Origin of the sequence: Pantoea sp. LMR881 (assembly GCF_027157825.1) — a bacterium.
Classification (GTDB): Bacteria; Pseudomonadota; Gammaproteobacteria; order Enterobacterales; family Enterobacteriaceae; genus Pantoea; species Pantoea haifensis.
Map to the genome: position 1 here is coordinate 1,919,844 of NZ_JAPVOK010000002.1, position 18,056 is coordinate 1,937,899.

The 18,056-nt window shown below is 51.9% G+C and carries 16 protein-coding genes, 1 tRNA gene and 1 pseudogene; 11 read left to right on the forward strand and 7 right to left on the reverse strand.

What is annotated here, in order from left to right; translation table 11 throughout:
- Positions 1 to 24 precede the first annotated feature (24 nt).
- Positions 25 to 1,053 (forward strand): EF-P beta-lysylation protein EpmB, encoded by a 1,029-nt coding sequence (gene epmB, locus O3W44_RS10850; RefSeq protein ID WP_269293074.1) that lies wholly within the window; start codon positions 25 to 27, stop codon positions 1,051 to 1,053.
- Between the two features lie 60 nt (positions 1,054 to 1,113).
- Here the strand turns inward: epmB and O3W44_RS10855 are convergent, their stop codons facing one another.
- The 4 genes from O3W44_RS10855 to O3W44_RS10870 all read right to left on the reverse strand — a co-directional run bounded on the left by O3W44_RS10855 (position 1,114) and on the right by O3W44_RS10870 (position 4,338).
- On the reverse strand, positions 1,114 to 1,461 hold the full coding sequence (locus O3W44_RS10855) for a DUF4156 domain-containing protein (RefSeq protein WP_269293075.1): 348 nt from the start codon (positions 1,459 to 1,461) through the stop codon (positions 1,114 to 1,116).
- Between the two features lie 187 nt (positions 1,462 to 1,648).
- Positions 1,649 to 3,298: a chaperonin GroEL gene (gene groL / locus O3W44_RS10860; RefSeq protein ID WP_269293076.1), complete on the reverse strand. Its 1,650-nt coding sequence runs from the start codon at positions 3,296 to 3,298 to the stop codon at positions 1,649 to 1,651.
- 48 nt (positions 3,299 to 3,346) lie between these two features.
- A complete protein-coding gene (locus tag O3W44_RS10865) occupies positions 3,347 to 3,640 on the reverse strand; it encodes a co-chaperone GroES (protein WP_193405239.1) in 294 nt (97 codons plus the stop codon).
- Between the two features lie 236 nt (positions 3,641 to 3,876).
- A complete protein-coding gene (locus tag O3W44_RS10870) occupies positions 3,877 to 4,338 on the reverse strand; it encodes an FxsA family protein (protein ID WP_269294421.1) in 462 nt (153 codons plus the stop codon).
- Between the two features lie 329 nt (positions 4,339 to 4,667).
- On the opposite strand from O3W44_RS10870, the gene aspA reads away from it, so the two are divergent.
- The 6 genes and pseudogenes from aspA (at position 4,668) to O3W44_RS10900 (ending at position 10,501) form a co-directional block, all read left to right on the forward strand.
- Positions 4,668 to 6,104, forward strand: a complete 1,437-nt coding sequence (gene aspA / locus O3W44_RS10875) for an aspartate ammonia-lyase (protein ID WP_269293077.1) — start codon at positions 4,668 to 4,670, stop codon at positions 6,102 to 6,104.
- 100 nt (positions 6,105 to 6,204) lie between these two features.
- Positions 6,205 to 7,506 carry an anaerobic C4-dicarboxylate transporter gene (locus tag O3W44_RS10880; protein ID WP_269293078.1) on the forward strand — a complete coding sequence of 434 codons (1,302 nt, stop codon included), beginning with the start codon at positions 6,205 to 6,207 and terminating at the stop codon, positions 7,504 to 7,506.
- A gap of 174 nt (positions 7,507 to 7,680) precedes the next feature.
- Entirely contained in the window at positions 7,681 to 7,995 is a 315-nt protein-coding gene (gene cutA, locus O3W44_RS10885; RefSeq protein WP_269293079.1) for a divalent cation tolerance protein CutA, read from the forward strand.
- Positions 7,971 to 9,674, forward strand: a pseudogene (locus O3W44_RS10890) (protein-disulfide reductase DsbD). Before cutA ends, O3W44_RS10890 begins: the two are co-directional and overlap by 25 nt.
- 65 nt (positions 9,675 to 9,739) lie before the next feature.
- Positions 9,740 to 10,318 carry a division control transcriptional repressor DicD gene (gene dicD, locus O3W44_RS10895; protein ID WP_269293080.1) on the forward strand — a complete coding sequence of 193 codons (579 nt, stop codon included), beginning with the start codon at positions 9,740 to 9,742 and terminating at the stop codon, positions 10,316 to 10,318.
- 107 nt (positions 10,319 to 10,425) lie between these two features.
- Positions 10,426 to 10,501 (forward strand) — tRNA-Phe (locus O3W44_RS10900).
- 550 nt (positions 10,502 to 11,051) lie between these two features.
- Here O3W44_RS10900 and O3W44_RS10905 read toward each other — a convergent pair.
- The 3 genes from O3W44_RS10905 to O3W44_RS10915 all read right to left on the reverse strand — a co-directional run bounded on the left by O3W44_RS10905 (position 11,052) and on the right by O3W44_RS10915 (position 14,333).
- Complete coding sequence (locus O3W44_RS10905) at positions 11,052 to 12,221, reverse strand: Gfo/Idh/MocA family protein (protein WP_269293081.1); 1,170 nt, start codon at positions 12,219 to 12,221, stop codon at positions 11,052 to 11,054.
- 4 nt (positions 12,222 to 12,225) lie between these two features.
- Entirely contained in the window at positions 12,226 to 13,155 is a 930-nt protein-coding gene (locus O3W44_RS10910; protein ID WP_269293082.1) for a TIM barrel protein, read from the reverse strand.
- 149 nt (positions 13,156 to 13,304) lie between these two features.
- A complete protein-coding gene (locus O3W44_RS10915) occupies positions 13,305 to 14,333 on the reverse strand; it encodes a LacI family DNA-binding transcriptional regulator (RefSeq protein WP_269293083.1) in 1,029 nt (342 codons plus the stop codon).
- 384 nt (positions 14,334 to 14,717) lie between these two features.
- Between O3W44_RS10915 and O3W44_RS10920 the strand changes: the two genes are divergently transcribed.
- The 4 genes from O3W44_RS10920 to O3W44_RS10935 all read left to right on the forward strand — a co-directional run bounded on the left by O3W44_RS10920 (position 14,718) and on the right by O3W44_RS10935 (position 18,032).
- On the forward strand, positions 14,718 to 15,758 hold the full coding sequence (locus tag O3W44_RS10920) for a Gfo/Idh/MocA family protein (RefSeq protein WP_269293084.1): 1,041 nt from the start codon (positions 14,718 to 14,720) through the stop codon (positions 15,756 to 15,758).
- A gap of 18 nt (positions 15,759 to 15,776) precedes the next feature.
- The gene (locus O3W44_RS10925) at positions 15,777 to 16,661 is read left to right on the forward strand and encodes a sugar phosphate isomerase/epimerase family protein (protein ID WP_269293085.1); all 885 of its coding nucleotides are present in this window, start codon (positions 15,777 to 15,779) and stop codon (positions 16,659 to 16,661) included.
- A 202-nt stretch (positions 16,662 to 16,863) separates the two neighbouring features.
- Positions 16,864 to 17,727 carry a glutathione-dependent disulfide-bond oxidoreductase gene (gene yghU / locus O3W44_RS10930; protein WP_269293086.1) on the forward strand — a complete coding sequence of 288 codons (864 nt, stop codon included), beginning with the start codon at positions 16,864 to 16,866 and terminating at the stop codon, positions 17,725 to 17,727.
- Positions 17,728 to 17,738: 11 nt separating this feature from the next.
- Positions 17,739 to 18,032 (forward strand): DUF1330 domain-containing protein, encoded by a 294-nt coding sequence (locus O3W44_RS10935; RefSeq protein WP_269293087.1) that lies wholly within the window; start codon positions 17,739 to 17,741, stop codon positions 18,030 to 18,032.
- Positions 18,033 to 18,056 lie beyond the last annotated feature (24 nt).

The following is an 18,056-nucleotide window of genomic DNA, read 5'->3' on the forward strand; positions in this document are numbered from 1 at the left end:
TGATACTGGTACTAAGCCAAAAAAATGGCACACATTGTAACCCTAAAAACCCCTTCCAGAGAAGATTGGTTGCAGCAACTTGCTGATGTTGTCACTGAACCTGATGAATTACTGCGAATTTTAGCACTCGAACAGCATGCTGAACTGGCGCAGGGCGCAGATGCGCGTCGCCTTTTCGCGTTGCGAGTCCCACGTGCGTTCATTGCCCGAATGAAAAAAGGCGATGCACAGGACCCGCTGCTGCTGCAAGTGCTGACCCGTCGTCAGGAATTTATCGATGCGCCAGGATACAGCACCGATCCTCTGGATGAACAAAGCAGCGTTGTGCCCGGTTTACTGCATAAGTATAAAAACCGTGCGTTACTGTTGGTCAAAGGCGGCTGTGCTGTAAACTGCCGCTACTGTTTCCGACGCCATTTTCCTTATCAGGATAACCAGGGCAACAAGCGCAACTGGCAGGCTGCGCTGGATTATATCGCCGCGCACCCGGAACTGGATGAAATTATTTTCTCTGGTGGCGATCCGCTGATGGCTAAAGATCATGAACTGGCGTGGTTAATTGCGGCGCTGGAGAACATTCCACATCTGAAACGATTACGCATCCACAGTCGTTTACCCGTGGTGATCCCTGCACGTATCACCGACAAACTGTGCGATCTGCTCAGCGAAACACGTTTGCAGGTGCTGCTGGTTACGCATATCAACCATGCACAGGAAATTGACGATGATCTGCACGATGCGATGCGCAAGCTAAAGCGCATGGGCGTAATGTTGCTTAACCAAAGCGTTTTGCTGCGTGGCGTTAACGATAACGCACAAACGCTGGCAACCTTAAGCAATGCGTTATTTGATGCCGGAATTCTGCCCTATTACCTGCACGTGTTGGATAAAGTCCAGGGTGCGGCGCATTTCTTTGTCTCAGATGAAGAAGCGCGGGCGCTGGTGCGCGATCTGCTGCCACGCGTCTCAGGCTATCTGGTTCCTAAGCTGGCGCGTGAGATTGGCGGAGAGCCGAGTAAAACGCCGCTGGATTTACAGTTAAGGCAGGAGTAAAAACGGCCGGCGTGATGCCGGCCGTCTGAAACAAATCAATTCGCCTGGGCGAATCTTAGCTCAGGGACACTTATAGACCTGGCCGCTCATTTTGCTGTCGAGTGGCGCGAAAGCGGACAGCAGATTTTGTGTCGGGCTGGTTGCGCCATAAATGACATTTCCGCCCATTTCTGCTGCGCGATTACGCAGATCGTTTGCCGCACCGCGCAGCGCACTCGTCTCACCACCTGCACCGCTCAGCCAGTTACTTTGTGAGCCAGTAAGGTTACCCAGAAGCTGACATTCACTACCAGGCTGCTGATCGGTGAACGTTACGCGTTGACCACCGGCATTCAGTTGAGTAGAGCTGCTACAGCCCGCCAGCAATAACGCGCCAGCTGTCAGTCCGAGCAAGAGGTTAATCCGCATTGTAATCCCCATTTATTATCATCAGAGTCGGGTGGCAGCGTAGCAGAAAAGCGCACTTTTTTCTGAACATTCATTGCCCTAATCCCGTTAAGCCGAGCCATTGTACTTATACTATTTTCTCTGCCAAAGAAAAACCCCCGACCGTTTCCGATCGGGGGTTCTCTGTGACTCAGGCAGTCAACGGCAATTACATCATGCCACCCATACCGCCCATGCCACCCATGCCGCCAGCGCCAGCACCTAAGTCAGGCGCGTCGCTTTTTGGCAGGTCAGTGACCATACATTCGGTGGTGATCATCAGACCCGCAACAGATGCCGCATACTGCAGTGCAGAACGGGTCACTTTGGTTGGATCCAGGATACCGAAGTCGATCATGTTGCCATATTCTTCAGTCTGCGCGTTGTAACCGTAGTTACCGTCGCCCGCTTTCACGTTGTTAGCTACAACAGATGGCTCTTCACCGGCGTTAGAAACGATCTGACGCAGTGGCGCTTCCATTGCGCGCAGCGCAACTTTGATACCCACGTTCTGGTCTTCGTTCTGGCCTTTCAGATCAACCAGCTGTGCTGCAACGCGAACCAGCGCCACGCCACCACCAGCAACCACGCCTTCTTCTACCGCAGCACGGGTTGCGTGCAGAGCATCTTCAACGCGTGCTTTCTTCTCTTTCATTTCAACTTCAGTGGCTGCACCAACTTTCAGTACGGCTACGCCGCCTGCCAGTTTCGCTACGCGCTCCTGCAGTTTTTCTTTGTCGTAGTCAGACGTTGCTTCTTCGATCTGCTGACGAATCTGGGTTACACGGCCCTGAATAGTCGCTTCTTCGCCCACGCCATCGATGATGGTGGTGGTATCTTTGTTGATAACAACGCGTTTTGCCTGACCCAGATCTTCCAGAGCTGCTTTTTCCAGCTCCATGCCGATCTCTTCAGAAATCACAGTACCGCCAGTCAGGATAGCGATATCCTGCAGCATGGCTTTACGACGGTCGCCGAAGCCTGGTGCTTTAACCGCAGCCACTTTCACGATACCGCGCATGGTATTAACAACCAGCGTAGCCAGAGCTTCACCTTCAACATCTTCAGCGATGATCAGCAGTGGTTTGCCTGCTTTCGCAACGGCTTCCAGCACTGGCAGCATTTCGCGGATGTTAGAGATTTTTTTGTCAGCCAGCAGGATGAATGGGCTTTCCAGTTCAACTGCGCCTGTTTCTGGCTTGTTGATGAAGTAAGGAGAGAGGTAACCGCGGTCAAACTGCATACCTTCTACCACGTCCAGCTCGTCTTGCAGGCCGGTGCCTTCTTCAACGGTGATAACGCCTTCTTTGCCTACTTTTTCCATCGCCTGTGCGATCAGCGTACCCACGCTTTCATCGGAGTTAGCAGAGATGGTACCCACCTGAGCGATAGCTTTAGAGTCAGAGCAAGGTACAGACAGGGTTTTCAGCTGTTCAACCGCAGCGATAACCGCTTTATCGATACCGCGCTTCAGATCCATTGGGTTCATGCCGGCAGCAACAGCTTTCAGGCCTTCGTTAACGATAGCCTGCGCCAGAACGGTTGCCGTAGTGGTGCCGTCGCCTGCCGCGTCATTCGCTTTAGAGGCAACTTCTTTAACCATCTGCGCACCCATGTTTTCGAACTTATCTTCCAGCTCGATTTCACGCGCAACAGAAACACCATCTTTAGTGATGGTCGGTGCACCAAAAGATTTATCCAGAACTACGTTACGGCCTTTTGGACCCAGGGTAACTTTTACTGCATCTGCCAGTACGTTTACGCCACGCAGCATTTTTACGCGTGCGTCATTACCGAATTTTACGTCTTTAGCTGCCATTTCTAATATCCCTTAAATTCGTTTCGTTCAGTGAATTACGCGTAAAACTTACGCTTCAACAATTGCCAGAATGTCGCTCTCAGAGATAATCAGCACTTCTTCATTGTCGATTTTCTCGGTTTTCGCGCCGTAACCTTCGTTGAAAATGACTACGTCACCCACTTTCACGTCCAGCGGCTTCACTTCGCCACTTTCCAGGATACGGCCATTGCCGACAGCCAGTACTTCAGCGCGGGTTGATTTAGCCGCTGCTGAGCCGGTCAGAACGATGCCGCCAGCTGATTTGGATTCAACTTCTTTACGCTTGACGATAACGCGATCGTGCAATGGACGAATTTTCATTTGATAGCTCTCCTTTGAGAAGTCCAATCATTCATTTTTGGGTTGAACGCCGGGCTACATGGCTACCGGCCTTGTGACCGAAGAAGTAGGGGCGTAGCCAACGGCTTTCAAGGGCCCCAACAACAAATTTTTTACTCAAGCGTGATGAGTGCTGCTTTTTTGCACAAAATGGCGTTTTTGCGTAAAAAAATGGCCGTCCGAAAAACAAAAAACGCGACATTTCTGTCGCGTCATTGTTAACGATCTTTTGGATCGTCATGATGTTCGATTCGATCGCTCTCTTTGCGTTCGAATTCGCCATCCATGGTGTAGCCACTGTCAGGTCCGGCCCCCGGCCCGCGCCATACCCGCAGATGTGGCATCAGCTTCAGGGTCAAATGTTTTTGAACCGGCGGTAACAGCAGCAGCAAGCCCAGCAAATCGGTGAAAAAACCGGGCAGCAACAGCAAAAAACCGGCGATGATCAGCGAAACGCTTTTGAGCATCTCTTTTGCCGGACTTTCGTTGCGAGCCAGCTTCTCTTGCATCAGCATAAAGTTTTTCATGCCCTGATTCTTCACCAGCGACACACCAATACATGAGGTGAAAATCACCAGCAGCATGGTGAGCAGCACGCCCATGACATGCGCAACCTGAATAAAGATGGTGATTTCAATCCAGGCCAGTACGAAAAAGATCACTAACGGTAACCAGCGCACCGAATACTCCTGTGAGTTATGGCTACCCGGCATCATGTCGGGTAGCAGAAAGCGTTCATCTGAATGATGATATGAAAAGAGATGGGCATCCGATGCGTCGATTTCAACCGATCCTGCCAAATTTTTGCTTTGGGGTTAATTTTGTAACCAACATCACATATCGTTAACAAGACGGCATCAGGAAGTGATCTGCATTAATGCTTTTTTGATGCATCAGAATATGATCGTGCTCACCAGTTCGAAGACGGTTAAAATGTCGGCTCTGGTACACCACGGCAAAATAAATCACATCATCTGTGATGGTTAGCGGCAATAACAAGAAGGTTATCATGGCGAACAACATTCGTATCGAAGAAGACCTGTTAGGTATGCGCGAGGTTCCGGCGGATGCCTATTATGGCGTTCATACTCTGCGTGCGATTGAAAACTTTTACATTAGTAACAGTAAAATCAGTGACATCCCCGAATTTGTTCGTGGCATGGTAATGGTAAAAAAAGCAGCAGCTATGGCGAATAAAGAGCTGCAAACCATTCCACGTAACATCGCTAATACCATCATTCAGGCGTGTGACGAGGTATTAAACAAAGGCCGCTGTATGGATCAGTTCCCGGTAGATGTCTATCAGGGCGGAGCGGGAACCTCGGTGAACATGAATACCAACGAAGTGCTGGCCAATATCGGGCTGGAGCTGATGGGTCACCAGAAAGGGGAATATCAGTATCTGAACCCTAACGATCACGTCAACAAATGCCAGTCAACCAACGACGCCTATCCCACCGGTTTTCGTATTGCGGTCTACAGTTCCATTCTTAAGCTGCTGGATGGCATCAGCCAGCTTGGCGAAGGCTTTGAACGAAAAGCCGTCGAGTTTCAAACCATTTTGAAAATGGGCCGCACCCAGTTGCAGGATGCGGTGCCCATGACGCTGGGCCAGGAATTTCACGCTTTCCGCGTTCTGTTAAATGAAGAGACCAAAAGCATCTTACGCACCGCCGAGCTGCTGCTGGAAGTGAACCTCGGCGCAACCGCTATCGGCACACGTTTGAACACCCCTGATGGTTATCAACATTTGGCGGTGCAGCGTTTAGCTGAAGTCAGCAATCTGCCTGTGGTGCCTGCGGAAGATTTGATTGAAGCCACCTCTGACTGCGGCGCTTACGTGATGGTGCATTCATCGCTGAAACGTCTGGCGGTAAAACTGTCGAAAATCTGTAATGACCTGCGTTTACTCTCGTCAGGCCCACGCGCGGGCCTGAATGAAATCAATCTGCCAGAACTTCAGGCCGGTTCATCTATCATGCCCGCCAAAGTGAACCCTGTGGTGCCCGAGGTGGTGAATCAGGTCTGCTTTAAAGTCATCGGCAACGATACCACCGTCACGATGGCGGCTGAAGCAGGCCAGCTGCAGCTCAACGTTATGGAACCAGTGATTGGCCAGGCGCTGTTTGAATCAATCAGCATTTTGACCAACGCCTGCTACAACCTGCTGGAAAAATGCGTGAACGGCATTACGGCTAACAGAGCGGTATGCGAGGCTTACGTCTTCAATTCTATCGGTATCGTCACCTATCTCAATCCCTACATCGGTCACCACAACGGCGATATCGTGGGTAAAATTTGTGCCGAGACGGGCAAAAGCGTGCGTGAAGTTGTGCTGGAGCGCGGCTTGCTGACTGAAAGCGAGCTGGATGACATTTTCTCTATGCAAAACCTGATGTATCCGGTCTACAAAGCCAAACGTTATACTGACGAAAGTGAACAATAAAAGATAAAACGCTTTAAAGGCACGCTACGATCAACGTAGCGTGCCTTTTTTTTGCTACAGCTACACACCCTCAACGCAGCTTAATTTTAGGAGTGACGGGATGGTATTTATCGAACTGGCCATTGTGCTGATAGCGATCTGGTTAGGTGCGCGCCTCGGCGGCATCGGGATTGGGTTCGCTGGCGGCCTGGGCGTACTCATCCTGACGCTGTTTTGTGGCATCAAGCCTGGCGCGATCCCCTTCGATGTGATTGAGATCATCATGGCGGTAATTGCCGCAATTGCCGCTATGCAAGTGGCTGGGGGCATGGATTATTTAGTGAGCCTGGCCGAACGTCTGCTGCGCCGCCATCCCCGTTACGTGACGCTGCTCGCGCCGCTGGTCACGTATATGATGACGCTGCTGGCGGGTACAGGTCACACCGCCTTTTCGACGCTGCCAGTGATCGCTGAAGTGGCAAAAGAGCAAGGTGTGCGCCCTTCTCGTCCTTTGTCGATTGCGGTTGTCTCGTCGCAGATTGCCATTACCGCGTCTCCGATTTCCGCTGCGGTCGTCTTTTTCGCCACCTTACTCGAGCCGCGCGGGGTCAGCTATCTCGCGTTGCTGGCTATTGCCATTCCGGCCACTATGGCAGGCATTTTCCTTGCGGCATTAGTGACTAATTTTCTTGGCAAAGAGCTTAAGGATGACGCGATTTATCAGGCACGCCTGGCGAAAGGTGACGTAATTTTGCGCGGTGCAAATGTCTTTGTCGCTAAACCCGGCGCAAAGAGATCGGTGCTGTGGTTTGTAACCGGTATCGTGGCGGTGGTGCTGTATGCCACTTTTACCAGTGAAAGCGTTGGATTGATTGCTCATCCACTGCTACCGCGTAATGAAGCGATTGTGGTGTTTATGCTGACCATCGCCACCTTGATCTGTTTAACCTGTAAAGTGGATACGGGTGAAATTCTCAGCGCCAGCACGTTTAAATCGGGTATGAGCGCCTGCATCTGCGTGATGGGCGTTGCCTGGCTGGGCGATACCTTTGTAAAAGCGCATCTGACAGAGATCCAGATGCTGGCTGGCGATACACTACAAACCTATCCGTGGATGCTGGCGCTGGTGCTTTTCTTCGCAGCTACGCTGCTCTATTCACAAGCGGCGACCACCAAAGCATTAATGCCCGCAGCATTGCTGCTGGGCGTTTCCCCGCTCACCGCCATTGCCTCGTTTGCTGCGGTATCGGCGCTGTTTGTCCTACCCACTTATCCTACTTTGCTGGCGGCAGTTGAAATGGATGACACGGGTTCAACCCGGATCGGCAAATATGTGTTTAACCACTCCTTTATTATTCCAGGTATCCTCGCCATTACGCTGTCAGTGCTGTTTGGCTTTCTGTTTGGCGGGCTGGTGTTATAGCACTCTGGCAACGTGTGTTATTAAGTGGCATGAAAGCGGCAAGTGAGCGAAGCCCCGATGCGCTTACTGAAATATGTGATTTGGGTTGGCGAGAGCAGTCTCCGCACAGACAGCGTGAAGTATGAAGGGTAAGGGCGTGCTATCATCGGCGTTATTTTCTTCAGGAGCACCCGGATGAATGCTGTCATCGTTCTTTGCACTGCGCCTGATAAGCCTTGTGCGCAACAGCTTGCCACGCTGGCGCTGGAAGCCAGACTGGCTGCCTGCGTGACGCTGTTGCCTGGCGCAACCTCTTATTACGTCTGGCAAGGCAAACTGGAGCAGGCTGAAGAGGTTCAAATGTTGCTGAAGTGCGATAGCGAACACCAGCACGCCCTCATGGATCTGCTTAAGCGCGCGCATCCTTATGATGTGCCTGAATTACTGGCACTGCCGGTTCAAAATGGAGACAGTGAATACTTGTCATGGCTGCACGCATCTCTCACCTGATCGCGCTTTTATTTACGCTGTTGCTCTGCCTGCAGGCACAGGCATCGCTGTTTTCACCGACCAGCACTAATCGCTTTGTTCCTGTTAATCAGGCATTTGTCTTCGACTTTAACCAACAAGGCTCTCAGCTTACTCTCAACTGGAAGGTAAAGTCGGGTTATTACCTTTATCGCCAGCAAATACATATCACACCGCAACAGGCAAAAATTGCTCCTGTCGCGTTGCCGCCTGGCCAGCCGCATGAAGATGAATTTTACGGTAAAAGCGAGATTTATCCGGACGATTTAGCGATACCGATCACGCTGCAACAGGCTGCAAATGGTGCAACGCTTAGCGTGACCTGGCAGGGCTGTGCGGCCGCCGGTTTTTGCTATCCACCAGAGACGCAAACCATCCCGCTTAGCCCGGTTGTAGCCAGCAGTGTGCCGCCGACTGTCAGTTCGCCACCTGCCACAGCAGCCATTCCGCTGCCCTTTTCGCCGCTGTGGGCCTTATTGATCGGTATTGGCGTTGCATTTACCCCGTGCGTATTGCCAATGTATCCCCTGATCTCAGGCATTATTCTTGGCGGCCAACGCCGCTATTCATTCGGCCGGTTATTTGCATTAGCCATGGTATATGTACAGGGTATGGCGCTGACCTATACCTTACTCGGCGTAGTGGTTGCCGCTGCCGGGCTCCGTTTTCAGGCTGCACTGCAACATCCGTACGTATTAACCGGCCTGTCAGTGCTGTTTGTTATTTTGGCGCTGTCGATGTTTGGCCTGTTTTCATTGCAGTTACCCGCCAGCCTGCAAACCCGACTGACGCTGTGGAGTAACCGTCAGCAAGGAGGATCGCTAATTGGCGTCCTGCTAATGGGCGCACTGGCAGGATTGATCTGCTCGCCTTGCACCACGGCACCGCTCAGTGCCATCCTGCTTTATATCGCGCAGAGCGGAAACATGTGGGCCGGCGCAGGGACGCTGTGGCTGTATGCTGTTGGCATGGGCTTGCCACTGATCGCTGTGACGGTGTTTGGCAATAAACTGCTGCCAAAGAGCGGGCCGTGGATGCAGAGCGTCAAAGAGGGTTTCGGTTTTATTATTCTCGCCCTGCCGGTCTTTTTGCTGGAGCGCATAGCAGGCGAGATATGGGGATTACGTTTATGGAGCCTGCTTGGTGTCGCATTTTTCGCCTGGGCCTTTAGCGTTAGTTTGCGCGCCCACAGCGGTAAATGGCGGGTGGTACAAATTGTGATGCTTGCCGCAGCCTTGATCAGCGCGCGCCCTTTACAGGACTGGGTTTTTGGTGAAATACCCTATCAACAGAGCGAAGCGCATCTGCCTTTACCGCTATCAGTAGCGCATCACAACTCGACCACGCCTTACAGCAGGCACAAGGCCGCGTGACGATGGTGGATCTTTACGCTGACTGGTGCGTGGCCTGCAAGGAATTTGAAAAATACACCTTCAGCGATGTCTCAGTCCGCAAGGCGTTGAGCAGCTTGCAGCTACTGCAAGCCAATGTGACCGCCAACAGCGCCAGCGATAACGCATTGTTAAAGCGCCTTCAGGTGCTGGGATTGCCGACCATTTTATTTTTTTGATGCAAACGGCAAAGAGATCCCCGACTCACGCGTGACCGGATTTCTTGATGCCAGCGAGTTCCATACGCATTTGCAGAAACTTAGCCAGTAAACAAAACTGGAAACAGGACACTGCCCGTCGAAGGCGGGCAAACCTGCATAGCAGAGGAGAACGACTTGCAACGAGAACAGATACTTGAGCACGCACTGAATGTGCTTGAACAAAATGGCCTTGCGGCGACCACATCGCTGCAACAGCTGGCGGGCAACAGCACCCTTTCCGTTGACCAGCTGCAACGATTCTGGCCAGACCGTGATGCCCTGCTTTACGACGCGTTGCGTTATCACGGCCAGCAAATTGATACCTGGCGACGCCAGATTTTACTGAACGGCATGTTAAGCCCTGAGCAGAAATTGATGGCGCGTTATCAGGTATTAAGTGAACAGGTCTCGATTGGGCGTTTCCCCGGCTGCCTGTTTATCGCCGCCTGTAGCTTCTATCCTCAACCCGATCAGCCGATTCATCAGCTCGCCGAGCAGCAAAAGCGCGCTTCATGGCAATTTACCCACGATATTCTGGTATCACTGGCGCTGGATAATCCGACAATGGTGGCCGATCAAATTGAATTAATCCTCGAAGGCTGCCTGAGCAGGCTGCTGGTAAAACGCAACGTGCAGGATGTCGCTACTGCTCAGGGTTTAGCAGAAGATGTGCTGAGCATCGCGCTATGCCGTAAAAATGGCGCATTAGCCTAAGACTTCACCTTCTTTGCCTGAAATTCAGGCAATCAATCACGTTTCCTGCGGTTTTTTCATGAAAGCCGTTGACGACCTTAAGCCTTTACGGTTTAATGCGCCCCGTTGCCCGAATAGCTCAGTCGGTAGAGCAGGGGATTGAAAATCCCCGTGTCCCTGGTTCGATTCCGGGTTCGGGCACCATATTTAAAGAACCCGCCTTACGGCGGGTTTTTGCTTTTGTAGAGCCGAACCCATAATCGAAGGTTCGATGAACTCGCCACTTCCCTGTGGCTCGCCCTGCGGGTTAGCGCACGAGGCGCGCTATGCAAAAATGCTCCCGGCATTTTTGTCCGGGTTCGGGCACCCTATTTAAAGAACCCGCCTTACGGCGGGTTTTTGCTTTTGTAGAGCCGAACCCATAATCGAAGGTTCGATGAACTCGCCACTTCCCTGTGGCTCGCCCTGCGGGTTAGCGCACGAGGCGCGCTATGCAAAAATGCTCCCGGCATTTTTGTCCGGGTTCGGGCACCCTATTTAAAGAACCCGCCTTACGGCGGGTTTTTGCTTTTGTAGAGCCGAACCCATAATCGAAGGTTCGATGAACTCGCCACTTCCCTGTGGCTCGCCCTGCGGGTTAGCGCACGAGGCGCGCTATGCAAAAATGCTCCCGGCATTTTTGTCCGGGTTCGGGCACCCTATTTAAAGAACCCGCCTTACGGCGGGTTTTTGCTTTTGTTGATTTGAAAAAATTTTAACAATCCACCCAGACCGCACCGGCATCGGCTGACTTCACGCACTGTTCTACCCAACGCACACCCATCAAACCCGCGTGTACATCGGGATACCAGAAATCGTGCAGGAACGCCTTGTCCTGACGATCGGTAGCGTCGATGGCCTGGGCAAATCGTCGGTAAAGATTGGACCAGGCTTCAAATAATCCTTCAGAATGCCCGCCACCAATACGATCGTCCTCCAGCGCACGTTCGCTGAGATAACCCATGCCGCGCTCCATAATCCGCACCGGTTCGCCCTGAATCTCATAGCGCAGTTGATTAGGTTGTTCATCCCACCATTCAAGGCTGGCTTTTGATCCCACTACACGTACTTTCTGACCGTGCATCGAACCCGCATTCACTGCAGAAGCCCACATTGTTCCCACTGCGCCGTTGTCATACTCCATCATCACAAAAGCGTTATCCTCCAGCGGCGCGCGCGTCGGAACAAAACTCTGTCGCGCACAGAGCAGACGCTTCAGGCGCAGTTGCGGCACCATGGTTTCAGCAATAAACAGCGGATGGGTCGCCAGATCGCCCAGTACGTAGCTCGGGCCAACAAAGCGCGGATCGACACGCCATTTGGTGCTCTCGTTCTGCAACTCGACCGCTTCGTTATGGAAGCCATGGGCAAACTGCATATTGATGATGCGGATCTCGCCCAGTAAGCCCGCAGCGATCATTTCTCGTGCCTGATAAATCAACTGATGCCCGGCGTAACCGTAAGTCACACCGATAATTTTATTTTTCTCTTTGCACAGCCGTTCCAGCTCATCTGCTTCAACGGTGGTAAAGCAGAGCGGCTTTTCACACACCACATGCAGGCCTGCGTTGATTGCCGCACAGCAAATAGCAAAATGGGTGTTATTTGGCGTAGCAATCGAGACCACTTCAATGCCATCTTCACGCGCCGCTTCCGCTGCAAACATCGCGGCATAATCGGGATAACAGCGATCGCTGGCGACGCCAAGCGAGACGCCAAAATCACGGCCGCGTTGTGCATCGATATCAAACGCCCCGGCCAGCAGTGAAAAGTTACCATCGCGTAACGCGGATGAACGATGTATGTAGCCGATCTGACTGGTGCCGCCACCGCCGACCATGCCCCAGCGCAGCGAGCGATCAAGAACTTTTTTACCGTTAATCATTTGTTTACTCCTGGAATCCAACGGACTGGAGATAGTGAAGACTGGCAGTTACATCGCGCAGGCTGGTGTCGGCATTACGCGGATCGCGCTCCTGCTCAATGGTGATCCATCCCTGATAGCGACGTTCTACAAGAAAAGCACGCACCGCCGGATAATCAATCGCGCCTTTACCAATCGGGCACATAACGCCTTCAGCACAGGCAGTAAAGAAGTCGAGGCCACGGGCAATCGCATCACGCCACACCGCCTCGTTGACGTCTTTAAAATGCAAATAATCGATACGATTCCAGTAGCGTTGCAGATAAGGAATCGGGTCCATGCCGGAGTAGTAAAGATGCCCGGTGTCGAGACATAAACCGGCTATCTGATGCGGAATGTCTTCCACCAGTTGCGCCAGTTCGTCGGCATACTCAATGCAGCCGCCTGCGTGCGGATGAATGACCGGACGCACGCCATACTCTTTCCAGGCGATGTCGCTTATAGTAGTGATGTGCTGCATCATGCGCTGCCAGTCGTCGGCAGAAAGGCGAGGAGCTTTATCGGATTGTCCAGCGTATTTCGCGCGTTCGGGATTGCCGAAGTCGATAATCACCAGATAGGGTGCAGGCGCATTATCGCCGTGCGATTTTTCAGCAGTAGGAGCCAGTGAAAGGGTGCGACAGATGTTATGGGTCAGTTCTGTTATTGCCGGAAAATTGGCTTCGCTGACTAAATCATCAAATATTGTTCCTGCTACCAGCGATAAACCGTGTTCCTTAAGCTGTTTGCTGAGTTCATCAGGCTCAGTGGGTAAGTAATTCCACGGCCCTAGCTCAATACTTTTGTAGCCCGCCTGTGCCGCTTCGCTCAGCACCTTTTGCCACGGCGGTAAAAAAGGATTTTTCGGGTCATCAACGCCCCAACTGCAAGGCGCACTGGCAATATGAATCGTCATAATCTCTGTCCGTGCGGGAAAGTTGACGGCAGTATCAAATGAAAATTTCATAACAAACAACAATGAAAGTTTTATTTTTTGATAGAGATCGCGTTAATTTATTTCATTTATTGATAGTTTTATATCATAAAATCTCTAACCCCTTGGTTTTAAAAATTTTCCCGCGTTACCATTTCAAACGGTACGGTGATCTGAGAAAAATGTGCGCTGTTTTCAGCCTGTGCGCTGACGCAAATGTTTATGACTGCTTCGGCTAACAGATTAATATGATGCCGCAGCATCAGCGTAATGGTGCCATCAATCAAAGCCAGTTCATCGCCCTGGAATGGACCGTGGCACACCAGCACAACCTCTTTTCTTTCAGCCTGACGTAACGCACGCACCACGCCTTCAATGCCGCCACAGGGTGCATAGATCATCACTAAGTCATCATGTTCTTTCAGCAACTGTTGGGTAGCCAGATAACCCCCTTCAATCGACTCATGGGTTTTTAACGGTTCCAGCACACGCTGACTGATGCCCGCTTCACGCAGAAAAGAACGAAAACTGATCTCACAGCTTTCCTGACAGGTGAAGCGATGATCGCCGAGCAGCACGCCTACACTGCCGGACTGACGCAGCAGGTACTGAGCCATCCACGCGGCGCTACGTCCCGCTTTTTGGTTATCAAGTCCAATGTAGCCCGCGTGGCCGCACGGTGAGAAATCGGAAAACAGTGCAAATACCCGCACCCCTTTACGCGAAACATCCTGGATAGCGTGGCGAATCAAGGGATGATCAAGCGCCACTATGCAAATGGCTTCAACACGTTTAGCCAGATGACGCAGCGAAGTGGCAACGGCTTCGACGTCATTAATATCGTGCCAGCAAAATTCGGCTTCGCTTCCCGGCGGCTGATGAGGCGCTGCCCGGCTGCGTAACGCATCACTTAGCGGTTGATAAAATGAGTAACTGGCTGAGAGCAGGATAAACCCCATACGGAGCTGTGCGGTCGCATGAGACTGACCTGCCTGCAAAATGCGTGACTGCTCCAGCCGATAGCCGAGACGAGTGACAGCAGCCAGCACTTTCTGTTCTGTTACGCCACGCACAGGCGCACGCCGGTTAAGGACGCGATCCACGGTAGCCACGCCTACGCCTGCTTCACGCGCAATAGCGGTCATGGTTACTTTTGACATTCAGTTCACCTTAAATAAATAATGTTTTCATCAGCCTGCAAGATCCACACGCTAAATACAGCGGTGTCTGTCACGCGGTCAGGCTGCGCGCGTTGCTGTGCATTCTCCTCCAGGATCTCTCCTTTCCTGTCACGCTTTTGATAAAAAACATCTCATAAGTTTGATCCCTCTCGCAAAATGAAACATTCATTTCTTTTTGGGTTCATTACAGAATGAACATTTGCTAAAAAGAGATCCGATCCTGCGTAAAAGGTTGATGGAAAGCGATCGGTAAAAGATCAGAGATGATAACGGTGCGCTTTCTGCCGTAAAGGCTAACAAACAGAGTCGCTTAATCTGATGCCCGTTTTCCCCTCTCTGCGAACAGATAAAAATGGAGAAGTTATGTTCCCTTCTGTGCTGCCTGCTGCGCGTTTACCTGATGCAAAACAGATCCCGGTACTGCGCTGGGGCATTGTTGGTCCCGGCTGGATTGCCGATCACTTTGCTAATGCGTTGCGCCACCATACCGATCAACAACTGGTCGCCGTTTCCTCACGCAGCCGTGATAAAGCGCAGGCTTTTGCTGATAAATGGTCAATTGCATATGCCTGCGCCGGTATTGATGAGCTACTGGCGCGTGATGATGTTGATGCGGTTTACATTGCCACTCCGCACAATCATCACTTTCCTGATGGCTTAAGGGTTATCGAAGCCGGTAAACATCTGTTGATCGAAAAGCCGCTGGCACTTAATGCCGGACAGGCGCAACAGCTTAAGCAGGCCGCCGCTGAGCGTAATCTGCTCTGTATGGAAGCGATGTGGTGCAATTTTTCGCCGAAATATGACGTTATTCGTCAGTTACTGCACGATGGTGTGCTCGGCGAGCTTCATACGCTGATTGCCGATCATGGTGAGTTTTTTACGCCAGATCACCGCATCTTTAATGCCGATCTTGCCGGTGGCCCGATGCTGGATCTCGGCAGTTATTTAGTAGGCTTCAGCGTTTTTGTCGCGGGTGGCGCGCCAGACAGCATTGTGGCAAAAGGGCAAGCTGCGTCAGGCGGTGTAAACGGCCAGACTTCCATGCTGTTTACCCATCCTCAGGGCATGCACTCCGTGCTGCATACAACCCTGTTTAGCAACACACCCGGCACCGCCCTGATTGCCGGTCGGGATGCCACGCTAGTGCTGGACGGCCAGTTTTATGCCCCAGGGAATTTCCGCCTGAGATCCAGCGATGGCCGCCATACGCTGTACTGGGAGGAGCCTTCAAATCGTTACGTTCAGCTGTGTCACGAAATTAACCACTTTGCCTGGTGTATCGGGCAGAACCTCACTGATTCGCCAGTCCACTCCCTTAACAGCGCGATAACGACTCTGGCCGCGATGGATGAGGTGAGAAAGCAGATCGGCGTGATATTCAATGAAGAACAGCAACCTTAAACGCCCCGGAGTAGACAGATGAAAATTGCTTTTGATGTGGATGTGATTAAAGAGATGGGTATCACCCGCATGGTCAATCAGGTGGCCGATTGGGGATATAAATACATCGAGCAGTCACCGCATCCGCAGATCAACCCGTTTTACAAACACCCTAAAGCCAGCCGCGAAATCATGACGGAGTATAAAAACGCTCTGCGATCAACCGGCGTTGAGATCTCCTCATTTATCGTGGTGTATCGCTGGTCCGGCCCTGATGAGCTGCGTCGTCAGGCTGCGGTGAAAAACTGGAAGCGGATGATTGAGATTGCGGTAGAAATGGGGGTTCAGGTTATCAATACCGAGCTGTCCGGCACGCCGAACGAACCAGAAATCTGTGAAGAGATGTTTTACCGCTCTATGGAAGAGCTGCTGCCGATCATCGAACGTGAAGGTATCCGCGTCGAAATTCAGTCACACCCGTGGGATTTTTGCGAACAGAACAACGAAACGTCAGATATCGTTAAATCCTTCCGCAGCGATAACATCAAATACGTTTACAGCGTGCCGCATACCTTTTTCTATGACAAAGGCAAAGGCGATGTGAAAAGCATGCTCGAATACGCCGGTGAAGATCTGTCACACGTTTTGATTGCCGATACCATGAACCACACCAAACATTGCCGCTATATTGTTAACCCGCCGGGTGTCGATGCCACAATCCACCAGCACGTCGGCGTGGGCGAAGGTGAAGTCGATTTCCCTGCTCTGTTTCAGACGCTGCGCGACATGAATTTTGCTAACCGCAATTATAAAGTGGGTGGCGAATCGATCATCGCCTCTTCACTGTTCGGTTACCCGGAAAAAATGAAGGTACAGGCCGTTGAAACGCGGGAACTGATTGAACGCGAACTGCTGAGCCAGTAAAAGAACAAGGCGGTGTATTAGCCGCCTTTTATCTCTGCGCTAATCTGCAAACGTCAACGCCTTAACGCTTCACACGCCGCGCCAGCGATCCGCTGTGCAAACTGTCTGGCAGCTCATCGCCACCGCCAGCAGAGTTAAACCAGCTTTTCGCCACCTGCTACACTCCAGAGAAAACTCAATCACAACAAGGCGAAACTTCACCATGTCGGAAAACACTTATCAGCCCGCGAAAGTCTGGACCTGGGACCCCGAAGCCAAAGGTAACGGAGCACAAACCAACCGCCCTTTCGCTGGTCCTACGCATGAAAAAAGCCTGCCAGTTGGTAAACATCCGCTTCAGCTCTATTCGCTGGGTACGCCTAATGGTCAAAAAGTGACAATTCTGCTGGAAGAGTTACTGGCGCTTAACGTGAATGATGCCGAGTACGATGCCTGGCTGATCCGCATCGGTGAAGGCGATCAGTTCTCCAGTGGCTTCGTCGACATTAACCCTAACTCAAAGATTCCGGCGCTCAGCGATCATTCCGCTACCCCGCCGATTCGTGTGTTTGAATCGGGCAACATCCTGCTCTATCTGGCAGAAAAATTTGGTCATTTCCTGCCAAGAGATATCGCTAAACGCACCGAAACATTGAACTGGCTATTCTGGCTGCAAGGTTCTGCGCCTTATCTCGGGGGCGGCCTGGGCCATTTCTATCATTACGCACCGGAAAAAATTGAGTACGCCATCAACCGTTTTACGCTGGAAGCCAAGCGTCAGCTCGACGTGCTGGATCGCCAGCTCGCAGAAAATCGTTACCTGGCGGGTGACGATTACACCATTGCCGACATCGCTACCTGGCCCTGGTATGGCAACCTGGTGCTGAACGATCAATACAATGCTGCAGAATTCCTGGATGTGCAGTCCTATAAAAATGTTGTGCGCTGGGCGAAAGAGGTCGCGCAGCGCCCCGCTGTTATTCGTGGACGCAAAGTGAATCGCGTGATGGGCGAACCGGCCGATCAGCTTCATGAACGTCATGATGCCGCAGATTTTGATACCAACACTGAAGATAAAAAAGCCTGAGGAGAATTCTGTTGAGTGCTTACGTAATATTTATTCGCGATGAAACCCTGAATGCCGACGAAATGGCGACCTATGCTGAGAAAGCGGGCAAGGCGCGCGGCGATCATCCAATTAATGCACTCGCCTTTTATGGCGCGCTGGAAACGCTGGAAGGAACCGAAGCGGAAGGCGTGGTGCTGCTGGAGTTTCCGACCGCAGAAGCCGCACACGCCTGGTACGACAGCCCGGAATATCAGGCTGCTAAAGCGCATCGCCTGAAAGGTGCCAACTATCGCGTGGTGCTGGTTCAGGGCGTAGAACAGTAAACAGGACGCCGCAGCGCCCTGTGT